The sequence below is a fragment of the Flaviramulus sp. BrNp1-15 genome (genome assembly GCF_022259695.1).
Taxonomy (GTDB): Bacteria; Bacteroidota; Bacteroidia; order Flavobacteriales; family Flavobacteriaceae; genus BrNp1-15.
Window position 1 is genome coordinate 839,396 of record NZ_CP092099.1, and the last position, 17,807, is coordinate 857,202.

16 protein-coding genes and 1 tRNA gene are annotated in these 17,807 nt (G+C 30.7%); 9 read left to right on the top strand and 8 right to left on the bottom strand.

Annotation, left to right across the window (positions count from 1 at the left end):
• The first annotated feature begins 69 nt into the window (after positions 1–69).
• Positions 70–897, top strand: coding sequence for a hypothetical protein (locus MBM09_RS03740; protein WP_238675516.1), 828 nt, complete (start codon positions 70–72; stop codon positions 895–897).
• A gap of 114 nt (positions 898–1,011) precedes the next feature.
• Positions 1,012–1,590 carry an alkylphosphonate utilization protein gene (locus MBM09_RS03745; protein ID WP_238675517.1) on the top strand — a complete coding sequence of 193 codons (579 nt, stop codon included), beginning with the start codon at positions 1,012–1,014 and terminating at the stop codon, positions 1,588–1,590.
• A 294-nt stretch (positions 1,591–1,884) separates the two neighbouring features.
• Here the strand turns inward: MBM09_RS03745 and MBM09_RS03750 are convergent, their stop codons facing one another.
• Positions 1,885–2,316, bottom strand: a complete 432-nt coding sequence (locus MBM09_RS03750) for a DUF4440 domain-containing protein (protein WP_238675518.1) — start codon at positions 2,314–2,316, stop codon at positions 1,885–1,887.
• Between the two features lie 223 nt (positions 2,317–2,539).
• Between MBM09_RS03750 and MBM09_RS03755 the strand changes: the two genes are divergently transcribed.
• Positions 2,540–2,818: an STAS domain-containing protein gene (locus MBM09_RS03755; RefSeq protein WP_238675519.1), complete on the top strand. Its 279-nt coding sequence runs from the start codon at positions 2,540–2,542 to the stop codon at positions 2,816–2,818.
• A 4-nt stretch (positions 2,819–2,822) separates the two neighbouring features.
• Here MBM09_RS03755 and MBM09_RS03760 read toward each other — a convergent pair whose 3' ends face one another.
• The 6 genes from MBM09_RS03760 to MBM09_RS03785 all read right to left on the bottom strand — a co-directional run bounded on the left by MBM09_RS03760 (position 2,823) and on the right by MBM09_RS03785 (position 9,457).
• Positions 2,823–3,923, bottom strand: coding sequence for a DUF4407 domain-containing protein (locus MBM09_RS03760; protein ID WP_238675520.1), 1,101 nt, complete (start codon positions 3,921–3,923; stop codon positions 2,823–2,825).
• A gap of 139 nt (positions 3,924–4,062) precedes the next feature.
• A complete protein-coding gene (locus MBM09_RS03765) occupies positions 4,063–5,616 on the bottom strand; it encodes a M56 family metallopeptidase (RefSeq protein ID WP_238675521.1) in 1,554 nt (517 codons plus the stop codon).
• Positions 5,617–5,618: 2 nt separating this feature from the next.
• Positions 5,619–5,984: a BlaI/MecI/CopY family transcriptional regulator gene (locus MBM09_RS03770; protein ID WP_238675522.1), complete on the bottom strand. Its 366-nt coding sequence runs from the start codon at positions 5,982–5,984 to the stop codon at positions 5,619–5,621.
• A 78-nt stretch (positions 5,985–6,062) separates the two neighbouring features.
• Positions 6,063–6,929: a DMT family transporter gene (locus tag MBM09_RS03775; protein WP_238675523.1), complete on the bottom strand. Its 867-nt coding sequence runs from the start codon at positions 6,927–6,929 to the stop codon at positions 6,063–6,065.
• A 16-nt stretch (positions 6,930–6,945) separates the two neighbouring features.
• The gene (locus MBM09_RS03780; protein WP_238675524.1) at positions 6,946–8,055 is read right to left on the bottom strand and encodes a hypothetical protein; all 1,110 of its coding nucleotides are present in this window, start codon (positions 8,053–8,055) and stop codon (positions 6,946–6,948) included.
• A gap of 13 nt (positions 8,056–8,068) precedes the next feature.
• Entirely contained in the window at positions 8,069–9,457 is a 1,389-nt protein-coding gene (locus tag MBM09_RS03785) for a dipeptidase (RefSeq protein ID WP_238675525.1), read from the bottom strand.
• Positions 9,458–9,557: 100 nt separating this feature from the next.
• Here MBM09_RS03785 and MBM09_RS03790 point away from each other — a divergent pair.
• The 4 genes from MBM09_RS03790 to MBM09_RS03805 all read left to right on the top strand — a co-directional run bounded on the left by MBM09_RS03790 (position 9,558) and on the right by MBM09_RS03805 (position 15,321).
• Positions 9,558–9,639: transfer RNA gene (locus MBM09_RS03790), tRNA-Leu, on the top strand.
• A gap of 419 nt (positions 9,640–10,058) precedes the next feature.
• Positions 10,059–12,095 (top strand): transketolase, encoded by a 2,037-nt coding sequence (locus MBM09_RS03795; protein WP_238675526.1) that lies wholly within the window; start codon positions 10,059–10,061, stop codon positions 12,093–12,095.
• A 10-nt stretch (positions 12,096–12,105) separates the two neighbouring features.
• Positions 12,106–12,762 (top strand): fructose-6-phosphate aldolase, encoded by a 657-nt coding sequence (fsa, locus tag MBM09_RS03800; protein WP_238675527.1) that lies wholly within the window; start codon positions 12,106–12,108, stop codon positions 12,760–12,762.
• Between the two features lie 177 nt (positions 12,763–12,939).
• Positions 12,940–15,321 carry a GAF domain-containing protein gene (locus MBM09_RS03805; protein ID WP_238675528.1) on the top strand — a complete coding sequence of 794 codons (2,382 nt, stop codon included), beginning with the start codon at positions 12,940–12,942 and terminating at the stop codon, positions 15,319–15,321.
• On the opposite strand, the gene MBM09_RS03810 is transcribed toward MBM09_RS03805, so the two are convergent.
• On the bottom strand, positions 15,318–16,601 hold the full coding sequence (locus MBM09_RS03810; protein WP_238675529.1) for a Pycsar system effector family protein: 1,284 nt from the start codon (positions 16,599–16,601) through the stop codon (positions 15,318–15,320). The two genes, MBM09_RS03805 and MBM09_RS03810, sit on opposite strands and share 4 nt — an antisense overlap.
• A gap of 153 nt (positions 16,602–16,754) precedes the next feature.
• On the opposite strand from MBM09_RS03810, the gene msrB reads away from it, so the two are divergent.
• Both msrB and msrA read left to right on the top strand, forming a co-directional pair.
• Complete coding sequence (gene msrB, locus MBM09_RS03815; RefSeq protein WP_238675530.1) at positions 16,755–17,213, top strand: peptide-methionine (R)-S-oxide reductase MsrB; 459 nt, start codon at positions 16,755–16,757, stop codon at positions 17,211–17,213.
• Positions 17,206–17,745 (top strand): peptide-methionine (S)-S-oxide reductase MsrA, encoded by a 540-nt coding sequence (msrA, locus tag MBM09_RS03820; protein WP_238675531.1) that lies wholly within the window; start codon positions 17,206–17,208, stop codon positions 17,743–17,745. The genes msrB and msrA overlap by 8 nt, the downstream gene beginning before the upstream one ends.
• The last annotated feature ends 62 nt before the right edge of the window (positions 17,746–17,807 follow it).

The following is a 17,807-nucleotide window of genomic DNA, read 5'->3' on the forward strand; positions in this document are numbered from 1 at the left end:
TCAAACAGCCCTTAAATCTTAAAGTTGTATTTAATATTAACCATTATAAACTTTAATTTTTAACAGATTATGAAAACAACCAACCGATTATTTACAGCAATAATGGCTACGCTTTTATTGCTTAACACTACAGCTATTTTAGCTCAAGATGAAGCTTCACAAGGGCCAGAGTATGTAACCATGACCACAATGCATTGGAATATGGAAATGAAAGATTTTAAAATGGACGAATGGAAAGCCATAGAAAAAGAGTTCTTGGATAAAGTAACTAAAAACAATGAACATATTATGGCTGCTGGTTTTTATCTTCATAACATGACTCCAGACAATTCAGAGTTAATTTATGTGCAAGCATTTAAAAACTGGAATGCTATTGACTTAGCTTCAAAAAGAAATAATGAATTGTCTAAAGAAGCATGGCCAGAAGAAGCAGATAGAAAAGCCTTTTTTAAAAAACAAAATGCATATTATTCACCAATGCATTCAGATGAAATTTATGCAACAATACCTAGTGCAAAAAGTTTAGCCGAAGTAAAAGAAGGAATGATTGTTTATTTAAGAACAAGTCATTTTGCTTTTCCAGAAGACGGCTCAAATGAAGAATTTATGGAAACATTTAAGGAATATACAGAAAACGTAACCCATAAAAACGAATATATAAAAGCATATTATCCTATGAATCATGCTTACGGATCAGATAAAACTCAATTTGTTGAAGCTTATTTTTTAGATTCATTAGCAGATATGGAAAAAATGTTTGATAAAGATGATGAGCTATTTAATGAGCATTGGAAAGATGAAGAAGCTAAAAAAGAAATGAATGAAATAGGAGACAAATATTTTACGGGCTTACATGGTGATGCTGTTTATAGTGTGGTTCCCGAACTTAGAAAGTAAAATACTCAATAAACTTTAGATTAATAAAAAGGATGCAATTGAGCATCCTTTTTAATTTTCATTTAATTATAAGTTTAATTTAAAACGTAATATTGCAAAACTAAAATCTATTTCATGAGTGTTCTACAAACCTTAAAAGACCGAAGCAAAAATACTTGCGAACTTTGTAAATCTACAGAAGCTTTAAGTCAATATACCATTCCACCATCATTAAATGAAAATGTTGCTAACGATGTTTTAGTATGTAAAACCTGTTTAGATCAAATAGAAGGTCATGTAAATATGGATGCAAACCATTGGCGTTGTTTAAACGATAGTATGTGGAGTGAGCATGTTGCGGTTCAAATAATGGCTTGGAGACTGTTACAAAGACTTCGTAATGAAGGTTGGCCAAAAGATTTGTTAGATATGATGTATTTAGATGATGAAGCATTAGCATTAGCAAGAGCTACTGGAGAGCATGAAGACGCGGCTAATAAAATAATTCATAGGGATGTAAATGGTGTTATTTTAGAAGCTGGAGATAATGTTGTACTTATTAAAGATTTAAAAGTAAAAGGTTCTAGTATGGTAGCTAAACAAGGTACAGCAGTAAGAAATATTCGTTTAGATCATGAAAATGATAAGTATATTGAAGGTAAAGTAGGAGCGCAGCAAATTGTTATTATTACAGATTTTGTTAAAAAAACTTAATCTGAATCTTTCTTTTTAAAAAGTCCAAAACCTAAGGGAAACATAAATACCAAAAACAAATACTTACCAGTTACCAATCCAAAAATGGTGATGGCTGCTAAAATTATCATGAGTATAACTTTGTGATTGTATTTCATATAGCAAACATAATTGAGTAATTTCAATGATGAAAGATGTTTGTCTAAACTGCGGATGTAGTTTTGAGAAATAACCAATTCGTCAAGAACATTTATTAGATAAGCATCCGGTTTTTACAAAGGTTGTCTATAAACCTGTTGTTAAATAGTTGATTTTTTAAGTAGAGGTATCAGCAATAATTTTCCACTCACCATTAATCTTCTTGAAAATAATCATAAAAATACCGTCTGCATTTCCAACCTCTCGTTTTATGTGATATTCTCCAAGAACGTAATAAGCGTCTTCACTAATTTTAGAAATGTCATTTATTTTAAAACTTAGTTTACCAGTATGGTCTTTAGTAGGATATGCTTTTTGATAGCGTTCCAATGTGTTTTCCCAACCGTAGGTTATGCCGTTGGCACCATAAAATTTAAGAGAATCACTTTTCCAGTAGCCTTCCATGAATTTTTCCAGATTATTATCAGACCAAGCCAACCTTTGCTTTTTTAATATTTTTTGAATTTCTTTTTTATCTGCTTCGTCATCACTTTGAGAGTAGCCGTTAAATAAAGAAAATAAGCAAAGTATTATAATTAGTTTTTTCATTGTGTTACTTAATTAGTATGTTCTTATTGAGGTAAAAATAGCAAAATCTTGTGTCTAAACTGTTACTCATCGGTAAAATTGACACTAAATATTTTTTCGTCTATGGTAAAATTCTATTGGTCGAAAAAACAAGGGTTTTACTTTTAAAGTTTTCTATATTTACCTTGTAATCAACGAATTGCTATCCCTAAGTTTATTGTTTAATCATTAAAAATTGCTTATTATGGACTTAAAAATTACCAATTGCAATAACTTTTATAAAGTTAAAGGAACTCTTAACAGAAATAATGTTAAGATGTTTCAAAATGAATTCGAAAATATTTTTGAAAAAGTAACTAACCTTACCATAAGTGTTCAAGATATTGAAAGTATGGACAAATATGGTGTAAATGCAATTGCTAAACTTCATCAGGAAGCTTTAAGTAAAAACAAAAGGCTATCTATTATAGGTTTTGGATGTAAAGATTTATACGATCATTTTAAAACTGAAACAGCTGCATAAAAGACTATAAGGCATTTTTTTGTTTTTTATAAAAGGCATCTGCTTGTAATTGCATAATTTCTCTCGCTTTTTTACGCTTGTAAGTGTATAGTTCGTCTTCGGTTTCTATATCGCTATAGATGCGATCGTTTATGGCGTGATCTGTTTTTAGCATAGCTTCACGTTGATTTTTATTTTGAAGCACATTTGTTTTTACAGCAGTTTCTTGGTCTTCAAGTTTAAAATCGTATGTCCCTTTTGGAGAAAGAAGTTTTGCGAAAATAGGAGAGGTTTCAATAGCTAAAAATAAAAGAAATATAAAAAGCGAAGGTAACCAAGGTAATTTGCCTAAGGCATTAACGCGGGCCATTAAACCATCAAAATTATTAATGATAGGTTGAGTGGTTTCAACTTTTGTTTCATAGTCACTTTCTAATAGACCAATTTGAGATTCAATGGCTTTGATTTTAGCTTTGTTTTCTGTTTTAAGTTGTTGTAATTCTGCTAAAGCAGCATCATGTTTTTCTCGTTTTTCCTTATACACAGGTCCCTTTCCCAAAAGTTTGGTTCCGGCTGTTCCTTCAGCTTCAGATATGTAGGTGTCATATAATGCATTTACTTCAGCTTCTTTTGTGTCTACATTGTTCTGTAAGCTCGTTATTTCATTTTTTAGTGCATCAATATTTGGTGTAAATTGTTCTGCTATTTGAGTTTTGTTGGTTAAAGTCATTTCGTTTTTTTGCTCAAGTAACACCTGATTAATTTCTTTTTCAAAAATCTTTAACTCTAAGGGTTTTGAGATTACTAAAGCAATAATAACAGCCAATAGTATTCTTGGTGATGCTTGAATCAATTCATCTATAACATTACCTGTTTTTTTAATGGTTGAAACGATATAACGGTCTAAATTAAAAATAAGTAAACCCCAAATAAGGCCGAAAAAAATAGCGGTATAAAAATTGTCAAAAACAGTGTAAAGAGCATAGCTTGCTGCTATAAATGCCATAACCGCTGTAAAAAAAACAGTGGCACCAATACCAGCATATTTATTTTGTTCTCCAGAAGAACAGTTCTCTAAAATATCGGAATCTGCTCCAGAGCAAATAATGAAGAATCGCTTTAACATAATGTGATTTATTTTGATTGACTGTCTATTAGAACGTTAAAGTTTATAATTTGTTACATAATTTAATAGAAAAGACCTGTTAGATTTATAAAACCAACAGGTCTAGTAGCTATATTATTTATGTTAATACGTTATAAGGTTAAGTTTTAATTTTCACTATGCTTAAACCATTCTTTGTTTTTGTAGATATGTTTAAGTCTTTATTTTTTTTAGTTAAATCTATAGCTTTATCTGATGATATTTCTTTTCCTTTATAATAAAATTTAGCACCTTTTTTCGCCATATCAATTACATAATCCAAAGGTGATTTTGGCGGTGGCGGTGGCGGAACATCATTAATTTCTGGAGCACCTGGCTCTTTTGGAGCAGGAGGCGGTGGTGGAGGAACTAAAAGATTTTCTTTATTGGCTAAGTCATTATATATTTCATACAACTCCATAACCTCAGTATACATGGCCTTTAGTTCAGATTGATTGCCTTTCTTTTCTTTTAAGTAAAGGCTTACTGCCTTACCATATTTATTTCCTTTTTCTTCAAACTCTTTTTTTGTTTTTAAGAATTCTGGGGACATTCCACTGTTAGTTTTTGTAAGGGGTAATGGTGGTGGAGGTGGCGGTGGAGGGCAATTTGGAAATGGTTCTGCGTTTTCTTTTTGTGCTTTACTCATTAAGCTATATAAATACTCTAAGCGTTTAATGTCTTCAAGTTTAATAACACGTTTGTTTTCTGGTTGTGCATTATACTTTTTGGCAAGTGTATTATATTCTGCAATTTGTTTTGCGGTTGCTTTTTGCTGGCTAGAAATGATTTTATTATCGATTGAATTCTTTTCTATGATAACCTTACCACTGAAACTATAGATTAAAATAGCTAATAAAGGCAAAATAATAAGACTTCGAAGCCTAAGTGTTGTTTTTGATGTTTTTGTTTTCATAACTGTAAAACGTTTTTTGATTAATGAATAATTTATGGCATTTGACAAAGAATTATCAGAAGCATTTGATGAGAATGCCAATAATAATTGTTGATATTTTTTTGTGTTAAAGCCTTTGTTTATAACAGCTTGATCTGCTAAAAACTCATGGTTTAACTTAATGTCTTTTTTTATAAAATATAATAATGGGTTAAACCAGAATAGTATTTGAAGCACTTCAATAAATAGAATATCTAATGCGTGTTTTTGTTTTGCATGAGTTTGCTCATGCAACAAAACTTCGTTCGGAATAAGATTGTGCTCATATTTCGTTTTATTTAAAAATATGTAGTTGAAAAAGGTGTGTGGATGTATTAAATCGAGCAATAAAACATTAATATATTTTTGTTTTTTAAATTTTGGGTTTGATTTAATTTTTTGAAATAAATGATAAAGGTTTTTAAAGAATCGAAATGAGAACAAAATGACTCCTAAAATATAAATACTCCCAAGTATAGATGGTAAATAACCTTTAAATGATTTGCCTTCATTGTTATTAGTAAGTATTATATTATTAAATTCTGTATTAGAAGCAAGATTTAAAGATTCAGTTTCAACATATTCAGTAAATGTTATAAAAGGAATACAAAATGAAATTATGATAACCGCAATTAAGTAAAAACGTTTAAACGTATGTGCACTAGTTTTTTCTAAACATAGTTTGTAAAACAACATAAATATTGCTAAACATGCACTGGATTTTAATAAATAAATTAGCATGACTATTTATTTTTAATTTCGTTGTCTATTAAAGCTTTTAAATCTTCTAATTCTTTTTTTGTAAGATTAGTTTCTTTTGTAAAAAAAGATGCAAATTGCGATGCGCTATCATTAAAAAAGTTTTTTATGAGTCCGTTTACATGTTTAGAGAAATAATCTTTCTTTTTAACTAAAGGATAATATTCTCTTGATTTGCCATACAATTTATAACCAACAAAACCTTTATCGGTCATGCGTTTTAAAAGTGTTGCAACTGTAGTATTTGCTGGTTTGGGTTCTGGGTAAGTATCGAGAAAATCTTTCATAAAAGCTTTTTCGAGTTTCCAGAGGTAATTCATTAATTCTTCTTCGGTTTTAGATAATTGCATTGTTCTACATAGTTAGAATATTCTCTACAAATGTAGAATAAATATTCATATTCTACAAGTGTAGAGGTAAAATAATATCTAAGCTGAGTTTTTTTTAGATCTTATACTTTCAATAACAACAGTAATAAGAATTAAAGCACCACCAATAAATGTGTTGGTTTTTGGAATTTCATTTAAGAACATAAAGGCGATTATAATACCAAAAATAGGTTGTATACTCCCAATAATACTTGCTGTACTTACCGAAAAGTATTTAAAAGAGTGAATAAATAATGAATGACCAATTGCTGTTGTAAGTAAAGCTAAAGTTATTACGTAAGGATATTGGGTAGAAATATTATTTGTACCCATTATAAAGACAAAAGGAATTAAAACAATGCTTAAAATGATAATTTGATGCAGCATAATCACTGTACCATTATATCGATTCACATGCTGTTTTATTATAAGATTACGCAGTGCATAACAAAATGCAGAAAATAACCCGAAAAGGATACCTTTTACATGCGAGTTTTCAAAATTTAAATCTGGAGCAAGTATATAAATACCAATTAAAACCATAACGCCTAAAGCCACATGTGTTAGGTCAAGTTTTGATTTTATAAAAAATGGTTCCAATAATGCCGTAATTACAGGGAATGTAAATAATGATAACATACCAATTGCCACATTAGATAGTTTTAGTGCATAGAAATAAGTTATCCAGTGTGTCCCTAAAAATAAAGCACTTAAAACAGTTGTTGGTAAATCTCTTTTAGATTTTATTTTAATGCTAATTTTTTTATATGTGCAAAACAGGAATAAAAACAATGCACCTAAAGCACAACGCCACCAAATAATAACAGGTGTTGGTAAATCTATAAACTTACCCAAAGGTCCTGAAGTACTAATTAATAAGGTTGCAAATGCAAGTAGAAGTAGGTGGTTGGAGTGTTGGTTTTTCATTCTATTCCTAGAAAGCCTAATTTTTTAAAATATATCTTACTTTATGTTCTAAAGGTATAATTTTAAGAATCTCACCTTCATAATTTGTATAAATGAGTCCATGCTCATCAAGATTGTTTGTAAACCCAAAAACAGCTATGTTTTTCTTTGGGTAGGCAGTATGGCTGTCAAAAGAATTAAATCCATAACCATATATTTTAGCATATTTTGCCATCAAATCATAGCTATCCAATAAATATAACTCATTATTAGATAGATCAATATAACCAGGTGTATAGGCCGCTGGACTTGGTTGAGCTAATTGAACATCGAAATATAATTTGTTGTTATGTATTTCAGATTTAAAAAAGTAAGGATTAGCAGTAGAACTTAAATTATAAAACCTAGAATCCTCTACTGGTTTTAGAGTGTTCTTGTTATAAACTTTATTTTCTTGTTGGTAAAACAAAATAGCCAATTTATCTTCTGTTACTGTTGACGAAAAATAAGTATTTTCAAATTCTAATGAAGCAATAACTTGGGCACTATTTAAATCAATATTGATTATTTTATTTTTATCTAATAAATCATCACGAAAGCCAATTAGAATATTATTATCCTCAACATAAAAATTACCTCCACTAGAAGGAAAAATAAAATTTCCAACAAAAACTCGCTGACATGTTTTACTATCGCGATCTAGAATTGACATATAAGATTGATAAGCTCCGTTAACTAATTGATGCTCTATAGTAAAAACTATTATTTTTTTGTAGTTGCTTGTCACATGCATTATGTCCTCATTAGGTTCTTTACACAATCCTGTGTTAGAATAGTATTCATTAGTGACAATGTTTTTTTGTAAAATAAAATTATCGGAAGTAAATCTATTGTAAAATGACACTAGAGAATTATAGAAATTACTAGACAAGTAATTTGTTTCTACCCCAAATGCATTAGTTAGATTAGTAACTGAGACATTTTCAGAGTTTGGGTTTACATCTTGTTGATAAAGAATATTATTTACAGAGGAAATAACAGTAACTTCAGGTAAGTTAGTATTATTAGATGTTAGTTCTTCATTATTTTCTGAACAGGAAAAAATTAGAAAGAAAAATGACAAATAAATTGAAAATTCATATTTCATAATAACACTATTTTTATTCAAATAACTCAGTAAAATATTTATAAAACAACGGAATAGTTTCAATACCTTTTAGGTAATTCCAGATACCAAAATGTTCGTTAGGCGAATGAATAGCATCACTATCTAAACCAAAGCCCATTAAAATAGTTTTACTTTTTAACTCTTGCTCAAAAAGCGCAACTATAGGAATACTACCTCCGCTTCGTTGAGGTATTGGGGTTTTGCCAAACGTATCTTGATAGGCTTTACTAGCTGCTTTATAACCAACGCTATTTATTGGAGTAACATAACCTTGTCCACCATGATGTGGTTTTACTTTTATTTTTACACCTTTTGGAGCAATGCTTTCAAAATGCTTTTTGAAGAGTTGTGTGATTTCTTCCCAATCTTGATGTGGCACTAATCGCATTGATATTTTAGCATAAGCTTTACTTGCAATAACAGTTTTTGCACCTTCACCAATATAACCACCCCAAATACCATTAACATCTAGGGTTGGTCTTATAGAATTTCTTTCGTTGGTTGTGTAGTCATCTTCACCATAAACCGATTCAATATCTAAAGCTTTTTTATAGTTTTCTAAATTAAAAGGCGCTTTTGCCATTTCAGCACGCTCTTCTTTTGAGAGTTCTTCAACTTTATCATAAAAACCGGGTATAGTAATGTGATTGTTTTCATCATGTAAAGAAGCAATCATTTTAGTTAAAACATTAATGGGGTTTGCAACAGCACCACCATATAAGCCAGAGTGTAAATCACGATTTGGACCTGTAACTTCAACTTCAACGTAACTTAGTCCGCGTAAGCCTGTAGTTATTGAAGGCACATCATTTGCTATCATGCCTGTATCAGAAATAAGAATAACATCATTTTTTAACTTGTCATGATTGTTTTTTACAAAGGTTGCTAAGTTTGCACTACCAACTTCTTCTTCACCCTCAATCATAAATTTTACATTACAAGGCAATTGGTTTGTTGATGTCATAAACTCCATAGCTTTAACATGCATGTACATTTGTCCTTTGTCATCGCAAGCGCCACGGGCATAAATAGCACCTTCAGGATGTAAATCTGTCTTTTTTATTACAGGTTCAAAAGGAGGTGAAGTCCATAATTCTAATGGATCTGGTGGTTGTACGTCGTAATGCCCGTAAACTAAAACGGTTGGTAGATTTTTATCGATTATTTTTTCGCCATAAACTATAGGGTATCCATCTGTTTTGCATATTTCAACGGTATTGCATCCTGCTTTTTTAAGGCTATCTTTAATGGCTTCAGCAGTTTTTAACACATCATCTTTATATGCAGAATCTGCACTAATTGATGGTATTTTTAGAAGTTCTATTAATTCGTTTAAAAATCTTTCTTTATGTTCGGTAATATAAGATTGAATATTATTCATGAAGTATTTATGTAGTTCTTATCAAAAGTATGAAAAAAGAATGTTTTTAAGCCTTTGGAGTTTGCAATTTAAAAATCTTGTTTATATTTGCAGTCCTTTAGCGGGCGTGGTGGAATTGGTAGACACGCTAGACTTAGGATCTAGTGCCGCGAGGTGTGGGAGTTCGAGTCTCCCCGCCCGCACTAATAAAGAAGATTAAACCTTTAACTTTTAAACAAGTTAGAGGTTTTTTTTTGCCTCTACAAACAGTAAAATAAAACAAGTGTTTTTTTTACACTTGTTTTATTTTGTTTATATTTGAAAGTTTTAAAAACTATAGTTTCGTGAAATTAAACATTTTAAAATTTAGATTTTATTATCTAATCTCATAGAAATAAAAGTAACGCAACCGATTGCATTTTTTTGATTTATTCTTACATTAATGCTCTTTTTTTTTAAAACTTAAAAGGTTTTTTGTAGATATTCAAAAAGATACGCATTTTATAGATTTATAAGGATTTATAGAGTGTAAAAAAGGAGGATTTCGAATAAAATGTTTTAGTTTTGCAGAATTAATTTATGCTATAAGTAACAGGCTATTAAATACAAACAGATAATAAAAATGAACAAAAAAGTAGATCAACAATCAGCAGACAATATTAGGGCTTTGGCAGTTGCAATGGTAGAAAAGGCTAATTCTGGGCATCCAGGAGGGCCAATGGGAGGTGCAGATTTTATGCACATTTTGTACTCAGAGTTTTTTAATTACGATCCTTCAGACATGACATGGCCTTTTAGAGATCGTTTTTTTATGGATGCAGGTCACTTATCTACTTTAATGTATGCACAATATTATCTTCTTGGAAATTATAAAAAAGATGACGTTGCTAATTTCAGACAATGGAAATCTATAACTCCAGGTCACCCAGAAGTTGATGTAGAAAGAGGTATTGAAAATACATCTGGTCCACTTGGTCAAGGACATACTATGGGTGTTGGTGCTGCTATTGCAGCTAAGTTTTTACAAGCTCGTTTTGGAGATTGGATGAACCATAAAATTTATGGTTTTATTTCTGATGGTGGTATTCAAGAAGAAATATCTCAAGGTGCAGGTAGAATTGCTGGTCATTTAGGCTTAAGTAATTTTATTATGTTTTTTGATTCTAACGACATTCAATTATCAACATCTACAGATGAGGTAACAAGTGAAGATACCGAAATGAAATACAAAGCATGGGGATGGAATGTTGTTACTATTGATGCTCATAACCATGATGAAATTAGAAAAGCATTAACCGATGCTAACAACGAAACAGAGAAACCAACACTTATTATAGGAAAAACTATAATGGGTAAAGGAGCAGTTGCTGCAGATGGAAGTATGTTTGAAGGGTATTGTGAGTTACATGGTCAACCTATTGGTCATACTGGAGCAGATTACGAAAAAACCTTGTTGAATTTAGGAGCAAATCCTGAAAGTCCGTTTGATATTTATGAACATGTTCAAGCGTTCTACAAGAATATATTAAAAGAGAAAGAAGCTCAAGCAGCTAATAAGAAGGCTGAAATTGCAGCTTGGAGAAAAGATAATTCGGAACTTGCTGATAAATTAGATTTCTTCTTGTCAGGTAAATTACCAGAATTAGATTTTGCATCTATAGAACATAAAGCAGGATTAGCATCAAGAGCTGCATCATCTGGAGTTTTAGCCTACTTAGCTGAAAATGTAGAAAACATGATTGTGTCTTCTGCAGATTTATCTAACAGTGACAAAACAGATGGTTTCTTAAAGAAAACACATGCGCTTAAAAAAGGTGATTTCTCAGGTTCGTTTTTACAAGCTGGAGTTGCAGAATTAACTATGGCTTGTATTGCAAACGGTATTGCTTTACATGGTGGAATTATTCCAGTTGTTGCGACATTCTTTGTGTTTTCAGATTACATGAAGCCAGCTATTCGTTTAAGTGGTATTCAAGAACTACCAGTAAAATATGTTTGGACACATGATGCTTTTAGAGTAGGAGAAGATGGACCAACACACCAACCGGTTGAGCAAGAAGCTCAAATACGTTTATTAGAAAAACTTAAGAATCATAGTGGTAAACCAAGCTTCTTAGCTTTACGTCCAGCAGATTCAGCTGAAACAAGCGTTGCTTGGAAAATGGCTTTAGAAAACACATCTACACCTTCAGGTTTAATACTATCAAGACAAGGTATAAAAGATTTACCAGCACAAGGTAATTCAAGATATAACGAAGCTCTAGCTGCACAAAAAGGAGGTTATTTAGTAAAAGAAGTTGAAAATCCAGATGTAGTTTTAATAGCAAACGGATCAGAGGTTGCTACTTTAGTTGCAGCAGCAGAAATTTTAGAATCAGAAAATAACTTAAAAGTAAGTATTGCTTCTGTGATTTCAGAAGGCCTATTTAGACTTCAATCTAAAGCATATCAAAACAGTGTGATTCCAAAAAACAAACCATTATTTGGTTTAACAGCAGGATTACCAGTAAATCTAGAAGGATTGGTTGGTGATAATGGTAAAGTTTTCGGACTAGACCATTTTGGTTATTCAGCACCTGCAACAGTTCTAGATGACAAGTTTGGATTTACAGGAGAAAAAGTAAGTAAAGAAGTATTAGAATATTTAAAAACAGTATAAAACTAGAGATATGAAATTTTTTATTGATACAGCAAACCTTAACGATATCGCTGAAGCTCAAGCTTTAGGTGTTTTAGATGGTGTTACAACAAACCCATCGTTAATGGCTAAAGAAGGCATTACAGGAGAAGCTAATATTTTAGCACACTACCAAAAAATTTGTGATATTGTTGAAGGCGATGTTAGTGCCGAAGTAATTGCAACAGATTTTGATGGTATGGTAAAAGAAGGTGAAGCTTTAGCAGCTTTACACCCACAAATTGTTGTGAAATTACCATTAATTGCAGATGGTATCAAAGCTTGTAAATACTTTTCAGATAAAGGAATAAGAACTAACGTAACTTTAGTGTTTTCTGCAGGTCAAGCTTTATTAGCTGCAAAGGCAGGTGCAACTTATGTATCACCATTTTTAGGACGTTTAGATGATATCTCAACAGATGGTTTAAATCTTATTGCAGAGATTCGTCAGATTTACGATAACTATGGTTTCGAAACTCAAATTTTAGCAGCTTCTATTCGTCACACCATGCACGTAATTGATTGTGCAAAAATTGGAAGTGATGTTATGACTGGGCCATTATCTTCAATTAAAGGTTTATTAAAACACCCTTTAACTGATATTGGTTTAGCTAAGTTTTTAGAAGATTACAAAAAAGGAAACCAGTAGTCTTTACAAAACATAAAAAAATCTTTAAAGCTTCCCGTTTTTGGGAAGTTTTTTTTGTTTTAAGTTAAACGTTTCATTTTTAACATTTTAGTTTGTAACATTTTTACTGTTATGAAGTCTTGTTAATATCGACTAAAACAATAATTTGTAACTTTGTACTATACGCATTATCATATCATGGATATTAATAAGAATATCGAATCGCCTTTAGAGCTACAAATTGGCTTTAATAAGCTTTTAGAGCAATACGAAAGGTTGTCTAAAAGTGATGATGAGCATATTGTAGCTAAAGCAAATAAGGTTTTAAAAATAGCTGATACTTTTCCTGAATTGAGAAATGGTTTTAGTGATATATCTATATTACAAACCAGAGAAAAGGAAATAAGCACTATTCTTCAGGATACTTTTAGTCCACTTTTAACAAAAAATGAAATAAAAACAGCATCAGTACCTTTTCATAATTTAATTTTTAATGCATCAGATCGCTTTAAAGATATTATAAAAACTGCTGGTGACGATTTTGAACTACAAATTAAAAATATGCCAGAAGATGATGTGTACATTATAGCATGTACCATTATTCTTAATTTTTGTTATGGATATGATTTAAGTTTTAAAAGACCGTTTTATTACGAAATACCAGATGCTAACGGTATTATACGTTATTATAAAATTTTATACAATGCTGATTTTTGTGAAATTATTCCAAATGAAAATGCGAAAAAAATCACAAAGGAAGATTATGACGAATTACTAGATAATTTTGATAATATAGAGCTATGGAAAGAAAAATTTCCACTAAATAGTTATGTTTTTAAAGGCTTTGTAATTTCTAATATTTTTGATGTAACTGATGATCAATCGATATCAAATGTAAAGTCTGCTTTAATTGGTAATGAAAAGTGCGATGATGAGAATCTGGTTGAAAGATTTCACGAAATATTTAAATCGCTTTTAGGAATTAATGATATACAGATTGGTTTTGCAATTTATAATAAAGAAGATAATACTTTTGAGCGTATTTATGAGGTAGGTAATAGTTTTCTTTTAAATAATTCTGATAGTTTAAAATGTTCTGATGCTTTATGCAAATGGTCTTACCAAAGATTGTTAGAAGAAAATAAATATTTTACAATTTCAGATGTCGACCGCATGTTTGAAAAAGCAAAAGGTCGCGCACCACATATTACCAGTTTACACGAACAAAATATTAAAAGTGCCATTTTTGCTCCTATTGCGAATGATGAAGGTTTAATGGGAATTCTTGAAATTGTTTCTAAAACACCCAAAGCGCTTAACAGTGTAAATGCTAACAAATTGGTTGATGTTATGCCTTTTATAGTTTCTGCTGTAGAGCGTTCTAACAGAGAAGAAGAAACTTTAATAGAAGCTATAATACAGCAAGAATGTACATCTATACATCCAAGTGTGTCATGGAGATTTAAAGAAGCTGCAAAAAAGTTTTTACTAGCTAGTCAAACAAAAAAAGGAAGTAAACCTTCATTTGATAATATAGCTTTTGATAATGTTTATCCGTTATTTGGACAAATAGACGTTAAAGGATCATCAGACGCAAGAAATCATGCTACTCAAAAAGATTTAGCATTACAACTATCATTAGTTGATAAGGTTTTAGACCAATTACCTGAAAATGAAAGGTTGCCAATTTACGAGCAGTTAAAGTTTCAAATAGAAACATTTAATACTGAAATTAAAGTTGATTTTAAAGTAGATACCGAGCAACAATTAACTACATTTTTTAAAGAAGAAATTGAGCCGTTATTCATTTACTTTTTAGAGAAAAAGGATTTTGCAAAAGAAGAAATTGAAGATTATTTTAGTAAAGTAGATACCAACTTAGGTGTTATTTATTACTACAGAAAAAATTACGACGATACCATTGCGCTTATAAATAAAAACATGTCTGCAATACTTGATGAGAAACAAGTAGACGCCCAAAATATGTATCCTCACTTTTTTGAACGTTTTAAAACGGATGGTGTTGAACATAACATGTATATAGGCGAGTCTATTACCAAAGAAGAGAGTTTTAATTCTATATACCTGTATAATTTAAGATTATGGCAGCTGCAGGCTATGTACGAAATGGAAAATAGTTTTTATCAAAACCAACATGAATACCCTATTAGTTTAGATGTCGCTTCAATGATTTTGGTGTTTAATCAACCATTGTCTATTCAATTTAGAATGGATGAAAAGCAATTTGATGTAGATGGAACTTACAATGCCAGATATGAAGTTGTGAAAAAACGTGTAGATAAAGCCTTTATTAAAGGCACAAATGAGCGTGTAACTGTCAAAGGAAAAATGAGTATTATTTATTCCCACAAAGAAGATGAAATTGAGTACTTAAAGTATGTACGCTTTATGCAATCTAAAAATATGTTTGACAATGATGTTGAAATATTAGAGCTGCAAGATTTACAAGGTGTTACAGGTTTAAAAGCAATACGAGTAAGTATCATTTATCAAAAAAATGAAGGTGATGAAAAAACCTTTTATACTTACGATGATTTAATGAAGGAGATAAAATCCTAAGCTATTTTATAAATAGCTTCTTTATCAATACTATTTTCAAAATTAGAATGTATTAAACTAGTGTTATTTTCATCTGGAATTACAACATCTTTTAATTTGGCGCCATTAGTTTTTAGCGCAATTCCAAAAGCAAGCACAGAAACAATCATACCTATCATAAAAATAGTGTAAGTCACTCTTAGTATCCTGTATTTTCGTTCTAATACTTTTCCTAAAAAATAAAGGTCTTTTGTTAATGAGCTATAAACGTAATCTTTGTCTTTTAAAAGTTCGTTAACCGCCCAATCGTATTCCTCTAAACTCATTTTATGAAAGTTACCAAAAAAGGTAAGGTTCACTTTTTTATTAGCAACATCTTCTTTGGTAAATTCGCCACTGGTAATATTAGGTCTAGTGGCAATAATAGAAAGCACCATAGAAACCACACAGGACAACGTAAAAATGGCAGTAGGGTAAACTAAATAAGCGTTTGTATCTAGTTTAGAAATTAAATTAGCTAAAACTAACGATATAATAATAGCGTTAACAGATAATAAAATATTGGCTTTAGTATCAGCAATATCACTTAATTTAATATGATTTCTTAAAGCAACGCGGTAAAATGTTTGAATTCCGCGCTCCGGACTTTCATTTTTATACTGTGCTTTATATTTGGCTTTAAGTTCTTCTGTTTTAAGTTTGCTTCTTCTTTTTTTCTTAGATTTTATGAGTTTAGAGAGGTTTTTCTCTTTTCTTGGTTGCCAGTTTTTTAAAGCATAATCTGTATAAAATTCATGCTTTTTAGTGAGTACTTTAATATTTTCGTTTTCCCATTCGGTTGGAGAATATGTTGCAATGCCTTGCATTTCAAGCTCTTTTCTTAAAAACTCACTAGCTTCATTAAAATATTTTTTACCAAAATGTGAAGCATCAGCATCTCTAATTATTTTTCCAAGATCGGTTTTAGGTGAGTCTTTAAACTTTGTAGCCATAATACATTCGTTCACAGCTTCAATGGTTTTTTCATCTGCATCATTATCTTTTAAAAAGGCAGTTGCAATCTTTACACTTTCTTCTTCATGGTCTTCTCTGGTTTTGGTATAACCGGTATCGTGTAATAGAGCAGCAAGTTCTAGTACTTCAGCATCTTTTTTGCTAACGTCTGTATTTTTAATAATTTCTCTAATACTTCGTAAAACACGCTCGGTATGAGTGTAATTATGGTATAAAAAACTTTGGTCTAATTCATTTTTAAACAAATCAAAAACAAATTTTTCTGCACTATCAATTAATTTCGACATAAAACATGATCATTTATAAATACAAATTACTAAAATTTAAATATATTAACGGTGCTTTATCTATAAAGATTTTAACTGTAAGAATATGAACTTAATTTCGACTCATTAAAATCTATTAGCTTTTAATTAATTCATGAAAAAGAAAAATATAATATGTTAACTTGGAAAGACGTAATAAATTTTAGTGTAAACGGAAACCCGAAACCGGATATACGTATTGAAAAAACAGATGCAGAATGGAGAGAGCTATTAACTCCAGAACAATATAGAATTACTAGGCAAAAAGGAACAGAGCGTCCACACAGTGGTGCACTTTGTAGTGTTCATGATGCAGGAAAGTACAATTGTATTTGTTGTAATACGCCTTTGTTTGATTCTACTATAAAATTTAGTTCTGGTACAGGTTGGCCTAGTTTTACTCAACCAATTAAAGAGAATGCTATTAAATATGAAAAAGATACAGCTTTTGGAATGGTGCGTGTAGAGGTAATGTGTAATGTTTGTGATGCCCATTTAGGACATGTTTTTCCTGATGGACCAGAACCTAGCGGATTACGTTATTGTATCAATTCAGAATCAATGCAATTAGAAAAAGAAATTGTTAATGAGTGATAAAAATATACAATTAGCCACATTTGGAGGAGGTTGCTTTTGGTGTACAGAAGCCGTATTTCAAGAAGTTAAAGGTGTTGAAAAAGTGGTTTCTGGATATTCTGGAGGTAATGTTCCCGGGCATCCAACATATCGTGAAATTTGTTCTGGTTTAACAGGTCATGCTGAGGTCGTGCAAGTTACTTTTGACTCCAATATAATTTCTTTTGAAGATATTTTAGTCATTTTTATGACAACCCATGACCCTACAACGCTAAACAAACAAGGTGCAGATGTAGGTACCCAGTATCGTTCGGTTATTTTTTATCATGATAAAACTCAAAAACAAATAGCAGAACAGGTTGTTAAAAAAGTGTCTGAATATTATAAAGACCCTATAGTTACTGAAATAAGCCCTTTAGATATTTTCTATAAAGCAGAAGATTATCATCAAAATTATTACAGAAACAACCCTTCACAAGGCTATTGTAGCTTTGTAATAACCCCCAAATTATCTAAACTAAGAACCTTGTATTCAAATAAATTAAAATAGCTTTTAATAAGATTATAAGTTGTTTTTATGTTTCATTTGCATTAATTATTTAAGTATATGGA